The sequence below is a fragment of the Sinorhizobium meliloti genome, assembly GCF_017876815.1.
GTDB lineage: Bacteria > Pseudomonadota > Alphaproteobacteria > Rhizobiales > Rhizobiaceae > Sinorhizobium > Sinorhizobium meliloti.
Genome location: NZ_JAGIOS010000001.1, coordinates 808870 through 826405 on the forward strand (window position 1 = coordinate 808870; position 17536 = coordinate 826405).

Here is a 17536-nt window from a genome sequence, read left to right on the forward strand (position 1 = left end):
ACAGCCGCAGCACCGCCATCAACCGGCGGCGGAGTGAGCTGTTCGCCCCCGCGTCCGGATGCCAGTGTCTTGCCAAATCCCGGTTTCGGCGGGTGTCGGAAGATGGATGATTCCTGTAGGTCAAGATACACTCTCGCAAATCTGATGAACATGCCCGGGGGCAGGGCCCGGACGGGTGCGCTTCATGTCCCCTTATTTCTCGACCTGAACGCGGTAGGTCGTAACCAGCGTTGCGCCCGGCGGGAGGGCTTCCGAAACCCGCCAGCGGATCTGGCGGTAGTCCGACGCTTCCGCCTCGACGCGGCTTTTCGTGCCATCCTCAAGGGTAACGGTCTTGTAGGCCGGCACCCCCTGCCAGGACTCGCCGTCGATCAGCACTTCGAAGGCGGCCTTGAGCGAGACCGCGCGCCCGGCGTCGACAAAAGAGGTATTGGACGGGATCGGCCCGTTGATGACCAGGCCGGAAAGCGGCTCCTTCGCCACGTTCTCATAGCGCCCCGTGTACTGCAGAAGGTCTCCCGGAGCGGCGGCCTCGGCGGGCGAGAAGGTTTCCTTTCCACCTTCCCCGATCTCCACGCTCTGTACGCCGAGATTGGCTGAAAGCGGGCTCGCCGGCTTCTGATCCTGCGCCGCCGCACTCCATGACAGGAGCATCAGGCCGGCCGCAAAAATGGACGATGTAATCGAGTGCCTCACACGTTGTCTCCATCTGAAGCGCCGCGCGTCTGACGGACGTCGATACGGCGTTGAGCGCTGCAAGGCCTGACCTCGAATCGGTCCCGGCACGCAGGGGCGGCTTGGCGCAAGTGGCCGGCCCCTGTGTTTCGGCCGTCGTCACTTGCGCCGTGACGGTACAGCTGCTCGGCCCGGCCGCAAGTTTGCCCCCGCTGAAGCTGATTTTGTTGCCGTCGGTTACGGAAACACTGCCTTCGCACTGGGAAACTGCCGGCGTGCCGGCGAGCACCAGGCCGCCCGGCAGGGTGTCGGCGAAGGCAAGCCCTGTCTGCGCGGCCGCATCGGCGGGGTTTGTGAGCGTGAAGGTCAGCGTGAAGGTCTCGCCCTTCTTCACCGAACCTGCTGAGAATTTCTTGGTCAGCGACGGTTTCAGTTCGGTGATCTGGACATAGCCGTCGGCGCCTTTGTTGTTTTCGTTGGAGTTGACTGCGGTCAAGGAAGAGGAAGGAGTCCTGACGAACAGGCCGCTTTTGTTGCTGTAGCATGAGCCTCCGCCCTCCGAGGCGGTTCCGCTGCTCGTGGCGTTGTAGGGATATCCGCTGCCGGCTTTGCCTCCGGTATATCCGCCCCCGCCCCCGCCGCCGCTGCCGCCGTCGCTACTGCCGCTGATATCGGCGGCAGATGCGCCGTTACCGGAACTATTGCAATTGGCATTCGCTGTGGGAGTTCGGGCGTTTCCGCCATCTTTCGGATCGGGAGCGGTCGAACCGGACGAGGCTCCGGCCGCGCCGCCGCCGCCGCCGCCGCCGGCTTTCAATACGGTTGTTCCTCCCAGTGCCAGCGAGGTCCCGCCACCACCGCCGCCGCCGGGAGAGCCACCGGTAATGCTCGTGGTGTCGCCGCCATCACCGCCTCGTCCCGTGCCGGAGCCTCCGGCCCCTCCATTGTCGCTAAAGCCATTGACGCCGCCGCCGCTGCCAACCGTGCCGGTGATCGTGTCACCCGGGACAACATTCACGATCGCGTCGATGATCCGGGCTGCACCTCCCTTGCTGAAGGGGGTCCTGAGGAAGTTATCACCCGTCCCGCCGACGCCACCGACCAACCGCACCTTCACCCGCGTTACGCCCGCCGGGACGGTATAGGTGTAGAGCTCGCCGCCGACGCCGGTCGTAACGCCGTCGAAACCTTCCAGCCCCGTTGCCGGCTCGACGCTGCCGGGCAGGCGCACCACCCCCTCGACGACGCCGGCAACGATCCGCTTGCTGTCGTCGGCAAGGAGCTTCACCTCGGCCTCGTAGCGGCCGAGGCCGTTGCGCACCGCGATCTTGTGGGTGCCGGAGAGCGCCGGCGGATAATAGTCGACGAGGGCCTCGCCCTTGTCGACGAAGACCTGGACACCGGGTTCGGTCGCCCGTATGTCCTCGGCCCCCCACCGGCCCCGGCCGGAGGTCTCGAGCGTCACGTCCATCGAGGCATGGGTGGGAACGCCGTCGGCGTCGACGAACCGGATCAGCACCGGGATGGCCGAGGCCGGATCGGCGAAGGCCGCGGGCGGAGCCACGAGTTCGATCCGCGCCGGACGCCCGGGCGCCAGAACGGTGATTTCATTGCGCTCGCGGACATTGCCGAACGGGTCGGAAAAAGTGGCCTCGAGCCTGTTGCGGCCGCCTTCGAGGCGGATCGCGACATATTCGGCCGCCTGAACGCCCCCTGAAGCGTAGACGACCCGCTGGCCGACCTGCCCATCGGAGACAGGTTCGCCGTTGAGATTGAGCCCCAGCTTCCCTTCCGCCGGTCCCTTGATGCGGACCGAGACGATGTCGCTGTTGACCAGGCTGTCGGCCTCGAGGTCCAGAAAGCCGAGTGCCGGCGAGAGCCCGCGGATCTCCGCTTCCAGATCGCGCGTGCGGTCGAGCGCGAGTGCCTGCGGCGCGTCGGCCTTCCCGGATTCTGCCGACTCTTCCTCCGACTGTTCCCGCGCGACGATCTGCGTTTCGGTGGTCTTGGCCGCTTCGCGGCGGGAAGACGACAGACGCCCGAAGTAATCCACCCATTCCTCGCCTCCCGGATTCAGCCGCTCGGGAACGCTTACAGTCTTGCTGGCGGCGATGTTTTCGGCATAGGCCTGCCGGCGAGACTCGAGTTCGGCAAGCACCTCCTCGCGGCTCACGCCCTCCCTCGGCGAGACGGCGAAATATTCGCTCACCACCTGCCCCGGCAGCAAACGCAGATAGCGGCTCTGCGGGCTCAGCGCGTCGCGCGCCGTGGTCGACCGAAGCTTTACCGTTGCCGGCAGCGTGGGCGTCGAAACGGCGATGACATGCGAACCGGGCGGCAGTCCGGGCAGCGAATATTTACCGTCGATATCGGTGACGACGCTCGCTCCGTTCGAGAACTGGAGCTTGACGCCCGGAACTCCCGGCTCCACGCGCTCCAACGCACCGTCCGCCGCATTGCGGCCGGCCGCCAGATAGCGATCCTGCTGCCCGTTTCCGTTGAGGTCGGCATAGACCTTTCCGAGGACGACGCCCTCGTCGCTGAAGACGCCGCCGTCGCGCTGGATGCGTACCAGAGCGCGAGCCTCGTTGGAAAGCACTTCCCCCCTGCCGGCCAGGTTGCCCGAAGCAAGGGCGACGTTGGCAAGCCGGCCCTGGGCGGTGGGGTCGACGGCAGCCATATAGGTCAAGGCCACCGTGTCGTCGGGACCGACGAAGCCGAGGTCGAAGGTGAGATTCCGGCCGGGGAAGCCGGAGACCTCGACCGGCTTGCCGTCGAGCCGGGCCGTGCCTTCGAGATAGGATATACCTTTCGGCAAGCCGTCACGGATTGCGGCGCTGACGAGCCCAATGCCGGTCGTATTGGTCAGGGTGAGCGAATAGACCAGAATATCGCCGGGCGCGGGATTGGCCTCATCGACCGATTTTTCGAGGCGCAGGACCGATGAAGCGTCCGGATCGAGCGGAATGTCGATGCCGCTGAAAGCGCCCGTTGTCGTAAACGCAGCTCCGTAGGAGGCTTCGGCATCCACGTTGCGGCCCAAAGCGGGGAACACCTTGCGATCGGAAGGGAATGAAAAGCCTTCGGGCGGCAGCACTTCGATCCGGTACGCGCCCGCGTTCTGCGCCGCGCTCACGACATAGAAGCCGTCGGCATCGGACACGATGCGCTCGATCTCCGCTCCGGATGCATCGTAAAGGATGACCGTTGCGCCCGGTATCGCGACATTGCTGGCGGAATGGAAGACGAACCCGCCCGGATTGACGGTGAGAATGGCGGACACGGTCTGACCGCCGCATGTGGCGCTCGCGGAGACTTTCGTGTTCCGGTCCCCGGACACGACGCTGTCGCCCTGCACCACCGGCAAAACCCGCTGAATCGGAATGAGCGCGGTCGTGAAGAGGCCGGTATTGGGTCCGGTTTCCGTCGCGACGGCCGTCTCCAGATCCGCCTCCGGATCGGTCGCGATCCGGATCCGGACGCTGTCCGCACCCGGGGTCGTGTTGCACGCGGCCGCGCTCAGATGGAGGCGAACGTTGCTGTTGAGGGCTGCGGTCGAGATCGGCCGACCGTCCGGCGCTGCGTAGGTCAGTGCCGCCTCGCCGCCCTCTACGGGCGTACGAACGAGATTGGACCGGACCTCGACCAGATCCTCCCCCGACTGCTGCCATGTAGAGGCCTCGTTGAGGATGAAGCCTTCCTGGGCATTGCCGGCGACGGCGACCTCGAAAGCGAGGTTGGCCGAGATGCCGCCCGGATAATCGCCTGCCCTGAAGAAGGCGACGGCATCGACCGCCGACGGATCCTGCGGAAGGGTCGTCACATATGTGTGCGTAGGCTGTCCGGCGACATGATACAGGCCTACGAAGCCGGCGGCGGATTCCGCGTTGACGACGCGCGTATTGAGCGGCCGCGCGTCGCGCACGAGGATGCCGGAGGCCGCAGCCCCGTCGATGAGAATGGAGCTTCCGTCGAGCTGCGCGTAGGCTGCCACGGCATTCGCGCCGTTGTTGCGCAGCCGCAGTCCATAACGCAGCCTGCCGCCTGCCTGGACTTCATTCTCCGTGGCGGATTTTTCGAGAACGAGGCCCGTGGAGGACATGATGACCGTGCCGGTGGCTGCATCCGCAACACTTCCGTCCTTCGCACTCAGCCGGAGAGCCGCGAGCTGGCCATCATGCGAGGACGCCGGCGTTGCGAATTGCACGATGACGGGAAGCTCGCCACCCACCGGCAGCTCGATCGCCATGTCCGGCGTCAGTTCCCACTCGCCGGGATCGGCGGTTCCGTTGCGATTCTGATCTATGACGGCGCGGATATCAACGAGATTGGCATGGTGGCCGGCGACCTGCTCGAGGGTGGCCGACGGACTGAGGGGAGCGTTGCCCGTGTTGCGGATGAAGAATGCGAACTGGCCGACCGAAGCCGGCGCCATGAAAACGGTCTGGTCGGAAACCACCTCGATGGCTTTCACCGAATTGACGCGGGTGACCACGACATTGGTCGATACGGACTCGTAGATGCCGAGTTCGGTATTGAAATACGAGACGACGGCCTGGCTTTCGATGAGCGCGCCGGCAGGAGCGGGAACGGCAAGGGCGACGGCCGGGCACAGGGCGGCGAACGCCGCCAGACAAGCCATGACCCTGCCAACTATCCCGCGTATTCCCCGCATTATTTTCCCGATTGTGCTCGCCTGGAAGTGCCCGACATGCGGTGCGGGCAGGAGACGCCCCTGCCCGCCCGCCGACCGAGGAGGGCTACTGGTCGATCCTCACCCGGACGGTGAGCCGCGCGACCTGCCCCGAGGGCACGGTGCCATGCTCGGAGCGGATGGCACCCGTCGCGCCATCGGCCGGCTGAAGCGTCAGCTCCGCCTCAGTATCGCCGGTTGTCGCCGTGCCGGACGATCCGACATAGGTGGTGTAGGCCGGCGTTGCATCGTCGATTTGCAGCTCCGTCGCGTCCGCCGTGCCCATATTGGTCGCCGTGATGCGGTAGACGATGCATTCGCCCGGATTGGCCGCCTGCCCCGCCTGGGTGAAGCTGCCGTCGGCAGTTCCGTCGCATTTGGCGTCGACCGCCTGCTCCTTGACCACGACGACATTACCGGAAACGATGGTGACGGTTTCGGTGACCGTGTTGTTGCTCGGATTTTGATCCTCCACCGTTGCCTCGCCTGGCGCAGTGAGGGTGCTGTTCACGACGATTCTCGCGCTCTCGGAAAGTCCTCCCACGGCGCTGGCGGGTGCCTGGACCCGCGAAAACAGCAGCACCCTGTCCCCGGGAGCGAGTTCCGTCTTGTCGAGCGCGGTCAAGATATTGGCAATGCTGGTCACCGTAGCGTCGGTGGAGTCCAGCACGCCGTTGCCGTTCGCGTCCACGCGAAGCGTTTCCGCGAAGCTCGGAAAATCAGGGTTGTAGCCGATGGGACCGTTGGTGATCGCGACGTTGCCGAGGTTCTCCAGCGTGTGGGTCATCACCACGACGCCGCCGGGCGCCGCCTGAGCGGTCTGGTCGGTGCGAATGGCGAGGTCGACGACCTGAACGACAGTGACTTCGTCCAGTTTGGTATCGACGACCGCCGCACTGCTCGCCGAAGCGGCGCGGAAGTAAACATCCGTGTTGCCGGGCGCAGCCGTGTCCGGCGGGGTTACGACGGCGGTGAACGTCGCGGACGCGCCCGGTGCGATCACGCCCGTATTGGTGACCGTGCCGTCGGCATTCCTGAACACCACCTGCCAGCCGGCCGGCATGGAGCCGGGCGCGAAATTCGAGCCGCTGAAGGACAGATTGAAGCTGTCGGAAACCGAACGATTGTTTTTGACCACGAGGGTGAATTCGGCGGCCTCGCCCGGATTGGTTTTGACGGTCGTCCACGGGTCGCCGTTATCATTGGCGACATTGAGACCTGCCGCCAGTTCGCCCGCGTTCTGCAGATCGACGGTACCGCCGCCGACCTTACTTGCGATCCGCAGCCTTGTCTTGTTCAGCACCGCCGTGTTGCTGATGGAGGACGCCGTCATCGTCGCCTCCCAAGCTTGCGAACCCTCCTCGCGCGCCGCTCCGTCCGGCAAATTGGCATGCACAAGAAAGTTCGACACCGAGTTCGCGCCCAGCTGTATGTCCGGCCGGCCGTCGGAGTTCGTATCAAGGAGCGGCGTGCCCTCGGTGGTGGTAAAGCTGAACGTCGTGCCGGCGGGAAACGTGCCGGCGGGAAAACTGTTGCTCGGTTCGACGGAGAGATTGAACCTCTGCGTGGTGTTCGAGTGATTGGTAATGATCACGTCAAAAGGCACAGGGATACTTGAGGACAGATAGCCCTCTGTATAGGCAATGGTATCGTTCGCAGCGTTGTCGTCATCGGTGCTGGATGCCAGTCCGCCGTCGGTATAGTTCACGTCCGGCAGATCGCCACCGAATCGGCCTGCATAGGAAGGATCGGCCGCTCTATCCGCCAGCGTGACAGCCGTCGCCTGGCCGTCGTTGATGACGAGCCGCGCTTCGTTCGAGGTTTGCAGGTCGGTCTGGTCCGAGTCGATCGTACCGGTGTTGGAAATCGTGCCGGCTGCGCCAGTGGCGACCGTACCGACGAACTCGATATAGCCGCTCTTGCCGACAGGCACGGCGGACAGCGTCGCTTTCACCGTGCGGTCATCAAGCGAATACGAATAGAAGATCTTGTGGCCCTGGCCGTTGGTGTGGTCTCCATCATCCTCGCGGGCGTCCGTCATCGCGCTGCCGTCGGACCACCGACCCGTTCCCGCCACATATGTCAGTTCGCCTGGCAGCAGGTCCGTGATGATCACATCCGTCGCATCCGCTCCACCGGTATTGCTGTAGTTGAAGCGGACGCGCACGGTGTCGCCGGGGGTGAGCGAACCTGACCCGTCCCCGTCGTCGAGCAGGCTCATGGTCTTGGTGAACTCGAAAACGGCACCGGTCGTGACGGTCACGGTATCCGTGTTGGTGTCGTTCGGCTGGTTCGGCTGGTTCGCCGTGCCCGCGGTGAAATTGCTCGCCGTTGTCAGCGTGCTCGCCGCGGTGATCTTGAAGGTGGGACTGCCGGTCGCCCCGGCCGCGACATTGACCTCTACGACGACGCAGGCGCTTTCGCCCGCGTTGAGCGAGCCGGTCTGGTCGATCGATGTCAGCGTATCGGGCACGCCGTCGCAATCGCCATCGGCATAGATGCCGACGAAGGAAAGGCCGGTACCGAAGTCGGAAGTCGTAAGGTCGTACCTGTCCGCCGCGTTACCGACATTGGTGATGGTGTGCGGAAAGAGCACCTTGCCGCCGGCGACGGCGGATTTTGTCGTATCGGTCTCGATCTGAACGCCGGCGATGGTGTTGATCGTCGTCTGGACCAGGTTGGAGGTGACCGAAAAGGTCTGCCCGCCAGACTCGAAGGTCGCAACCGCCTGATTGCCGATGACGGTACCGGCCGCAGGCGGCGCCGCAAGCGCCGAAGACGCGAATGCCATTATACTCGCAGACGCAACCAAAAGATGCGCCGACAATTTTCCTGCGCCACCGATTTGTCTGCCGGTAGCCTGCTTCCAAGACGCTAGAATTCGCTCGCATAACTCGCCTTCCCGTGACCGATTTCGAACGGGAGTTGCAGGAGATGCCCACTTATATGCAAATAACCAAAACAATTTTAGGGGAAATTTCGACTCGACGCTGCCGTCGCCAACATGCGGGGCCCTGCCGAATCCGGGCCCGACTGCCGGCAAATAGCTGTTTTGTTTACAACCACAGGAAGAAAACACGTGCGATGAAGATCGCATATCATCGCCGGCGCGGTGTTCTCGCGAGCAACGGAAAAAGCTGCTTTGCCCTTGAAGGCGGGGGGTGATTCGGAAAATGCCTGCGAGGCGCGCTTCAGTCGGGGACGCCATCGTTCGGGATAGGTGAAGGTCAAGCCGCTTGTCGTCTCCCCCCTTGTGGGGGAGAATATTTGCGGCGGGCTCTCGTTTCCACTTCTGCGTTCTGCCCGTGGCATCGTTTGGGCATGCGAACGTCAAACCGTTTACCATCTGCCCCCAAGGCAATGGTCCCGCGAGAGGATCAGAAGTGCATATGCCCTGGCGGCAACGCGAAGTGCTTCCTCACCGGAAACGCAGGTTTTCTTTTGTAAGCTCGTCGACCGATGAGCAGCCCATCAGCTTCATGCCGCGTTCGATCTCGACACGCATCAGTTCGAGCGCCCGTTCGACGCCAGCCTGTCCTGCCGCAGCGAGCGGGAAGAGATAGTAACGGCCAAGCCCGACCGCCTTCGCTCCCAACGAGAGCGCCTTGAGCACATGGGTGCCGCGCTGCACGCCGCCGTCCATCATCACATCTATCCTGTCCCCGACGGCCTGGACGATCTCGTCAAGCTGGTCGAATGCGGTGCGTGAACCGTCGAGCTGGCGCCCGCCGTGATTGGAGAGCACGATTCCGGTGCAGCCGATCTCGACCGCGCGCTTGGCATCCTCGACCGAAATCACGCCTTTCAGGCAAAACTGGCCGCCCCAGTGCTGCACCATCTCGGCGACGTCGTCCCAGGACATGGACGGATCGAGCATCTCGGTGAAATAGCGGCTTATCGACATCGCGCCGCGGCCCATATCGACATGGTTTTCCAGCTGGGGCAGCCTGAAAGGCTCATGGCGAACATAGTTGACCGCCCAGGAGGGCTTGATCGCAAATTGCGTGATACCGGCGAGATTGAGCTTGAAAGGAATGGCAAACCCCGTTCGCTTGTCGCGCTCGCGATTGCCCCCGGTGATGCTGTCGACCGTCAGCATCATCACCTCGATGCCGGCCTGCTTGGCGCGCGCCATCATCTCGCGGTTCAATCCACGATCCTTGTGGAAGTAAAACTGGTAGACCTGCGGACCGTCGCAAATCCGCCGGGCCTCTTCCAGACTGACGGTGCCGAGCGAGGAGACACCGAACATGGTGCCGAACTTCGCAGCCGCTGCCGCCACCGCACGTTCGCCCTGATGGTGGAACAGACGCTGAAGCGCCGTCGGCGAGCAATAGACGGGCATCGCCAGCCTTTGCCCCATGACCGTCACCGACATGTCGACGTCGCCGACGCCGCGCAGGACATTCGGAACCAGATCGCAGCCCTCGAACGCAGCCGTGTTGCGCCGGTAGGTGACCTCGTCATCGGCCGCGCCATCGATATAGTTGAAGATCGGCGACGGCAGGCGCCGTTTTGCCATCCGACGGAAATCGTGGAAATTGTAACAATCTTTCAGACGCATCTGCCCCTCAAACCCGAACGGCCGAATCAATAGCACTTTTTCGATAAGGCGGGATGAGGAAATCAAGCCGCGGCGGGAATCCGGCGCTCAGTCCGCCGTCGAGCCCGCAATGATGGTGAGGCGCCGCATAGATGGTATGTGGACACTGAACAGGAAGACGCCCCACCATTCGGCGCCGTCTTCGAAATAGTCGGAAACCTCCGGCAGCCGCGCGTCTGACCAGTCGAGAATTTCGCTTCGGTGGAGCGGCGGCAAGATAAAATCCCTGATCTCCTCGAACACCGCCTGCACTTCGCCAGGCCTGGCGTTCAGTGGATAGGGTGGATGCGAGAAGGCGTAGGCGAACTGCCCTCCAGGCTCAGGGCAAGAGCTCGCACCCGACATGATCCTCACATCGTCGAGCGAACTCAAGACCGGATCCGTCAACTGCGATCCGTCGGCGGTTTTATAGGAGCCGAGCCTCAGCAGGCTGCCGCTGTCCGGGTCGTACCAGTCGCCGAAGAATGCCTTTTCGCAGATGCGCCGGCTTCCCAGAGCGCGCAGCTTCCCGGCGTCGAATCTATGGAAGTGGCGCAACGCCTGAGGGACTGCCGAAAGGATCTCCTCCTCCGTACCGCCTGCATCCTCGAAGATCGCGAAATCGAGCACGCCCAGCATTTCATCGAAGCGCTCGAAGGCAGGCGGTAGCTTCTCGATCCGGTTCATTCGCCTGTTTTAGGGCGCTGCCATGATAACTGCAATCGGCGGCAGAGGAGACGAGGATAGCTTTGGTATCGAGCATCCACAGGCTCATTCCTTCCAGCCCTCGAAGGGATCGCGATCCTGCGAAGTCTGGTTGCGGTCGGCCGGCCCCAGGGCAGCCCCTCGGTACTCGCCCTCCCCGTTGGCATTCGCGCCTGATATGCCGCCGCCACTATTCCAGCATTACAACGGCATCGACTTCGAAGAGCATCGGGTCGATTGCAAGCTTGGGAACGGGAATCAATGTCTGCGCCGGCAGCGCCGCGCCGAACATTTCCTTCACGTTCCTGGTCAGCACCTCAAGCTTGGACATGTCGTGATCGACGACGAAGACCGTGAGCTTGGCGACCTGATCCGGCCTGGCACCGAGCGCATCGAGGGCCGTGCGCAGGTTTGCATAGGCCTGCTGGACCTGGACAGCGAAGTCGGGCGACAAGGCTCCGCTGCTGTCCTGGCCGCCCTGTCCCGAGATATAGGCCACCCGGCCCTCGCGGGGCACGATCACTGCCGTGCTGTAGCCGTTCGGCGTCGGGTCGTAGAGGTTTTTCGGATTGACGATGGTCAGCTTGAGATCATTCTCATTCGCTGTCGTCGCAGCGGGAACGCCCATGGTCATGATGATCAGCCCTCCGATAAGCAGATGCGTGATTGCGCGTGACATGTTTTTCTCTTGGCTCCGGGGACTGCGGGCAATAGAGCCTCGCCGCCTCCGGGATTGAACTTTTACTGCCGTATGATCCGACTCGTACGACGTACTATCCGTGCCATCGTACATTGTACGAGTCAACCGTTCAGGATCGACATTCGCAGGTTCGTCGGGTTAGATCGGCATTCTGATCAGCAAGGAAGACGGATGACGGCCAAACGCAGCGGCGCCCCGAGCAAACGGCCTCGACGGACAGGTGTATCGCCCCGGGTGCCGGAGGCGCGCAGTGAGCCGTCTCTCTCCCGGGAGCGCATCGTGGCGACCGCGGTGGAACTGCTGGACGCCCAGGGAATAGACGGATTGACGATGCGTCGCCTGGCCGATCGCCTCGGCTCGGGCGTGATGAGCCTGTATTGGCACGTCGACAACAAGGAGGATGTCTTTGATCTGGCGCTCGACTCGGTGCTCGAATACCGCGGACCGCCGCAATTGGTCGAGTCTCGAGATTGGCGCGGAAAAGTCGTTCATATGCTCGAGGACTGGCGCGCCGGCATGCTGCGCCATCCCTGGTCGGCATCGCTGCTGCCGCGCCGGGCACTCGGCCCGAACATCCTCAGCCGCCTGGAACTGCTGAGCAGGACGTTGTCCGGAGCCGGTGTAGCCGACGCAGATCTGAATGCCGCGATATGGTCGCTCTGGAACTATGTGATGGGCGCCACCATCACCCGGGCGAGCTTCGGCCTCTCGGACGAAGACAGGGCCGCGGCACAGCAGCGCCTCACACGTCTCAGCGAACACTATCCGACGATCGAACGCTCCCGCCTGCTGCTGGACAACGATTGGGACGGCGCCTTCCGGAAAGGCCTCGACTTCCTGCTCGACGGCCTCGCTCCGAGACAATGAGCGCTCGTCATCTTCCTGACGAGACGGTGCCGGATCGGCTTAGCTGGAGCGGGATGAGGAAAAGTGTGTGCGGTTTTCCGCCCGCATCGTGATCTAGCCTAAACTAAGACCAGGAACGTATCGGAGGACTGCAATCTCTCCTCACCCCTCATCTCTGTGCTTGTCACAGAGATCCAGCAGCGCCGCGTCTGCGGTGTGGGGAAATGTTCTTTCAGCCCAAGGACTTGGTCTCGCTGGATCCCTGTGACGAGCACAGGGATGAGGAGATCAAAGACACATCCCGGCGACGAATGGCCCGCATCCGGATGGGGCAATAACGAAACCATTTGAAAGGAAATGGCGCGCCGGACGAGATGAAACTGGGCACTCTTATGTGATTGTAATTTCGATATAATTTATGGAAGTGTACGAACTCCGATCAGGGAGGCGAAGGTCGCGACATCGTCCGCAGGTGACAGAAGAACCAAGTTTGCCCCGGATGGGTGCTTGGTCGAACCGTAGCTGATCGCATCGAATCCAGCATAGATAGCACAATCGGCAACGAACCGTGTGAAAACGTACTCGCGCCTTACCCACCCTTCTCCAGTACGTGGCGCTGAGCATAGCGATGACCGTGCCAGACACTGAATGAGGATTTCGGCGGGCGTTTCTGCTTCGGGCTTGGGTTGAAGATCGAGAATTTTCAGCGAGGTGTTCAGTGATATCTCTGCGACATGAAAGCGATCTCCCGGCGTAGCGATCTCAGCGAACGCTGTCTTCTCCGCCGCAGCGAGATAGATCATCCCGTGGCCGGCGTGATTGTAGCGACCCTCCGCCACAAGATGAGCTGGAGGCGCTCCAAAATCAGTAAGTGCCGGAGACGGCAGATTCGCGGCCTTGCGCGCACGGAACTGAGTGCCCACGACCGACTGTGGAAGAGCGGCAACACCGAGCGCTACGATTACATCTAGGACCTCACGAGCGAGCGCGTGCGTGAGCAGCAAGAAAGGGGCGCGTGACGCCAGGCCAGCAATTTCATCAAGTGCATCTGAGAATTCGGGAGGAACATCGAATGGATGTTCGTAAATCCAGAACTCGCCGTCCAGAACCGAGCCGCAATTCGGACAGGTGAGCGATTTTGAGAAACGCTCGATTTCCTCGGGATAGAAATCATCCTGAACGCGGCTATTTCGCAAAAAATCGTCAATAGTCATGTACCCGTATTGAAGCTCGACATCATGGGAAACGGTACCTGGCCACCGAGCGTTGAATTCGTCGTGGCATTTGCCGCAGCATAAGATTCGTGACGAGAAAAAAGACTCAAGGTCCCGATCAAAATAATCTTGAAAAATGAGGACGCGCTCTTCCTCTGTATTTTCTTCGAAGTACTTGCTTCTCACTGGGAACCCTTCAAGACCGTGTTGAACCGCTCTACAAGCCGGAAGTGATGGTCCTGCGCCAGCCTATCCAAGTTGATTTTCTTCCATTTCACTGCTGGCAATTCTGCGGCTCCAGGCAGCCCGAGCAGGTTTGAAAGCCACCTAAAAGACCCAGTCTAACTTAGCAAAAGGGGCGAAGGTCAAACCAAAGGGGCCAGCCTCAAACCAGAATCGACGGGGATGTTTACGCTCCTGCCGCGATACCAGCGCGCACTGGCACACCAAGTCGTTCCCGTACCTGCTCATAGACAGGAATACCGGTGTCGATGGCTACTTCAAAACTCACTGCCAATGCGTAAGGAACAGGATCAGCAAGAGTCCCTGCAGCAGCGCGGCACGAAACTCTCAGCAGAAGATTCCCATCATCTACAAAGACCCGCGCTGCCTCGCCTGTCCGGCGTTCATGGCAAACCGTTCCGCGGACAACGGCCTTATCAGTCGGTTGATAGGAATCACGTTCATCCGCCATCCAGTATTTGTCGTCACTTGCCGCGCTCACATCAAGAGCTGCCATGCGATAACCCTGATGGCGTGGATTGACCGGCGAAAACCAGGCGAGCGTGGTGGTCAATCCGCGAAGCGCGCGCACCCCATCCAGACCATCGGGAAGTGGTATCCGGTACAACACCGCACTGTCGGCATCGATCGTCCCGGTCCCCAGCAGAGTCGCCCGGTTCTCAGCACAATCCAGGACCCGTTGAATGTCAGGCACACCGTACCCGAGTAGTCGCGTGATATCGTCCCGCCGCGCAAGATGTGATCCTTGGCCTTGCGGGCCGAAGAAGCCGTCCAGCATGGCGCCCTTGTTGCTCCATTGCGCGCCATGAACCATCAAGGCCTTCAGAAGCAGAGGGAGTTCGTTAGTGGTCACGTCGGCATGATGGGAGCCGCCGTCTCCGTCGAGCAGGACATCATGAATGCGGTGTGCGGCACGCGTCGCGAGCGCCGTAGCTGCGCTCGTCCCCCATGTGAAATCTTCGAAGCTGGTCCCGCCGGCCGCAGAAGGCCGCGCCACCTTGAGTCCGAAATGCTGCGCACCTGCACGTACCGGCATCACAACAAGTTCACCCCCCGTAGCCGCCATCTGCACGGGCGCTCGGCCACCGCTGAATAGAAGCTCCGGCTTTACGACCTTCTTGAAACCCAGCCCCATCGCCGAGATTATGTTGGGAACACCCTCAGCGGTGAAAGGGTCGATCCGCCCGGCAGGAAAGCCGCCGTTGAACGCCGACCCCGCGTGAGCGGCCCCGATTGTCAGGGCGTTCATCGACTCGGCAGGCGACAACAGCGTGCGCTGGCTTTTCTGTGCATTGAGGGAAGCAAAAACAGCTTTTTCGCGATCCTCGGCGTTGGCTGCCTCGAAGTCCGTCCAGTTCGCATAGCCTTCTACTTTCAGGCGGTCAGTTATGTTTCCGGCGCTCACGAGAAACAGCACACGATAGCGCCAGCTCAAGTAGTCAAGCAAGCGACCAAGGGGACTCATGATGCGGGCAAACGGCCGTTTCTCATCTGCAAGAGAAAGATTGATCAACACGACTTGCGGAGCAGCTGCGGGCTCTTGGCCTTCTCCCACTTTTATGCGGCGCACGGCTTGGTGAATAACATCGACGAGCAGGCGATCGTCCGGTGTGCGCTCCCCGCCCTGCGTGGGCCGGAACACAGGCCTAACGTAGAGCGGTCGGGGCAGTGGCGGCTCACCGTGGTTCAGATCGCCGTGGATAATCAGCGACGCCATCTCGGTGCCGTGTTCGCGCTGCGCCACGGGGTAAGTTTCGGCAAGACCTTCCGGATCGTCGACTCTCAGGCGGCCTGCGAGTCGTGCATGATTTTCCACAGGAAGGCCGTCAAGCAGTGCGGCGATCGGTTCATCGCTTACAAACACCGGAGCTGCGCCCGCGCCAGGACCGTTCTCGCCCTCGATCTCACTGGCCGGCGATCGTGCTACGGACTGGGGGCGCAGGAACATTACGTCATCAGCGCGGGCGAGGCCGATATCGGGATTATCGAGAAGCGTTCTGACTGAAGCGGCAGGAAGATCGACGAGCGCAGCATCGTAGCGAATCTCGCTGACCACGGCATGATCGACGACGGCACCTCCAGCGGACTCTATATCCGCGGTGAGCCGACCGATCGCGCCTGCGCGACGTTCGGCATTCTCGTGATACCAGAGCTCTACCTCAAAACGCACCGGCGCGTCGGGTGCGCGCTCCAAGTCTTCCGCGAACGCTTTGATCGTCTCGTCAGGGATACGGTCCTGAGGCCCCCAAGGACGCACATCGATCAGTTGTGAAAACAATTCACGCCACGGTCCGCGCCCGGTGGGCATCCGCTCATTGTTCTTGTAGCGTCTCCAGAGGCTCAGCAGTTCCCGAAGCGCCTGAACGTCGGGCATAGCGAGGTAAATGCGTCCGGCGAGCGACTTTCCAGGATCATCCTGATCGTAAAAATCGCCGCTTGGCGCGAAATCATCCTCGTAGTCGCCAAGATATTCGAGGCCGATGGCTCGTGCCTGTTCGTAGAAGTCCTTTAGCGAGCCTTCCACCTCAAAAACGATAGCGCGCTCGGGCGCGATTGAGGCCGGATCATTGCGAAGCGCCAGAATTTGCTGGGGGTCTGCAGCCACGCGATCGAGCCGCTCAAAGCGGGGATCAATGCGAGCGCGCTGGCGGTCCCGCGTAGGGCGGCTAATGTCCGCTCCGCCTCCAGCCCTACCTCGTAAGGTGAAGGGCTCAGGCTGAGGGAGATTAAGGAGCGGCCGATCCGGCATCACTCTCGTCCTTACTGATACCCGGCGCTGCGCGCGCGCGTCCCATCCACAACTTCATCTGCTCACGGATAATATCAACCACGGCCCGGCCATCGCCTGAAAGTATCCGCCGACGCAGAATGTCTGTGAAGAACTCTTCCGCTTCGCTGTAACTGACGCGGCCCAAAGCCTTTGCGATCTGCTCCGTACCCAAGCCAAGTTTTATCTCGGCTCTTGCAGAGAGGCTGGATAGAAAAGCCGCTAACTGCTTCTGTGTCGGCGCGGGCAGTGTCAACCGTAGCTGGAACCGCCGCCAAACCGCACGATCGAGCAGCTCGGCATGGTTTGTGGCCGCGAGCACGACGACATAGCTAGGCAAGTCATCGATCTGCATAAGTAGCGAAGTGACTACGCGTTTGATTTCACCAGTTTCATGGATGTCGCCTCGCTCTTTGCCAACAGCATCAAACTCGTCAAAGAACAATACGCAAGGCGTCGTCCGCGCGTAGTCGAATACGCGCTTGAGGCGCGTCGCTGTTTCCCCCAGAAAGCTACCGATCATGGCCTCATAGCGGACTACAAAAAAGGGCACGGCGAGGCTTTCGGCGATCGCCTCGGCCAATGTTGTCTTACCGTTGCCGGGCGGTCCGACAAGCAGGATGCGGTGGCGGGGCTCTAAGGAATGCGAGCGCAGCAACGAAGCGCGCTGCTGCTCCTCAATCAGCTGAGTCGCTGCAAGGCGCGTGAGATCAGGGAGGACAAGTTCGTCCAGTCGCCGTCGCGGGATCATCTCCGCTATGAATTCGCGCGCGCCGCGACCCGAGGCTTCTGCCGACACGCGGGCGATGTTTGATTGGCCGTTCATGGGCGGCGTCTCCACTACTTTTTCCAGACGGTCGGCCAGGACATTGTGCTGCTTGGCCCGCTCTTCGGCGACGATAGCCTCAACGGTGCGCTTCACCGTCCGGGTGTCACCTGACACACCAGCCTTTACAAGATTTATGAGAAGGTCGCTGCGGGCCATACTGCTACCTCCTGCGCCTGCCACGACGGTCAACTAGCTCGGTCTCGGCGATATCGACGCCGACTGCCTGCAAGCCGCGGAGAACAACCGTACGCATTGACTCTCCACGTTCAGCACAGAGAAGAG

The 17536-nt window shown here is 61.9% G+C and carries 10 protein-coding genes; 1 reads left to right on the top strand and 9 read right to left on the bottom strand.

All coding sequences use genetic code 11. The annotated features are described in order from the left end of the window. Positions 1-192: 192 nt before the first annotated feature. The 6 genes from JOH52_RS03920 to JOH52_RS03945 form a co-directional block, all read right to left on the bottom strand. Entirely contained in the window at positions 193-483 is a 291-nt protein-coding gene (locus JOH52_RS03920) for a putative signal peptide protein (protein WP_014528907.1), read from the bottom strand. A gap of 4 nt (positions 484-487) precedes the next feature. After that, positions 488-5350, bottom strand: coding sequence for a DUF7933 domain-containing protein (locus JOH52_RS03925; RefSeq protein ID WP_014528906.1), 4863 nt, complete (start codon positions 5348-5350; stop codon positions 488-490). An 85-nt stretch (positions 5351-5435) separates the two neighbouring features. Further along, positions 5436-8159, bottom strand: a complete 2724-nt coding sequence (locus JOH52_RS03930) for an NEW3 domain-containing protein (protein ID WP_015241019.1) — start codon at positions 8157-8159, stop codon at positions 5436-5438. Positions 8160-8786: 627 nt separating this feature from the next. Further along, entirely contained in the window at positions 8787-9932 is a 1146-nt protein-coding gene (locus JOH52_RS03935) for an alpha-hydroxy acid oxidase (protein ID WP_013843875.1), read from the bottom strand. 87 nt (positions 9933-10019) lie between these two features. Further along, complete coding sequence (locus JOH52_RS03940; RefSeq protein WP_014528904.1) at positions 10020-10637, bottom strand: hypothetical protein; 618 nt, start codon at positions 10635-10637, stop codon at positions 10020-10022. Positions 10638-10845: 208 nt separating this feature from the next. Continuing rightward, positions 10846-11334: a RidA family protein gene (locus tag JOH52_RS03945; RefSeq protein ID WP_003531560.1), complete on the bottom strand. Its 489-nt coding sequence runs from the start codon at positions 11332-11334 to the stop codon at positions 10846-10848. Between the two features lie 192 nt (positions 11335-11526). Between JOH52_RS03945 and JOH52_RS03950 the strand changes: the two genes are divergently transcribed. Beyond that, positions 11527-12222 (top strand): TetR/AcrR family transcriptional regulator, encoded by a 696-nt coding sequence (locus tag JOH52_RS03950; RefSeq protein ID WP_010968585.1) that lies wholly within the window; start codon positions 11527-11529, stop codon positions 12220-12222. A gap of 395 nt (positions 12223-12617) precedes the next feature. Here the strand turns inward: JOH52_RS03950 and JOH52_RS03955 are convergent, their stop codons facing one another. From JOH52_RS03955 to JOH52_RS03965, 3 genes are all read right to left on the bottom strand, one after another. Further along, entirely contained in the window at positions 12618-13601 is a 984-nt protein-coding gene (locus JOH52_RS03955) for an RES family NAD+ phosphorylase (RefSeq protein WP_107010428.1), read from the bottom strand. 223 nt (positions 13602-13824) lie between these two features. After that, positions 13825-16263, bottom strand: a complete 2439-nt coding sequence (locus JOH52_RS34995) for a S8 family peptidase (protein WP_165803134.1) — start codon at positions 16261-16263, stop codon at positions 13825-13827. Positions 16264-16384: 121 nt separating this feature from the next. Then, entirely contained in the window at positions 16385-17410 is a 1026-nt protein-coding gene (locus JOH52_RS03965; RefSeq protein WP_107010426.1) for an AAA family ATPase, read from the bottom strand. Positions 17411-17536 lie beyond the last annotated feature (126 nt).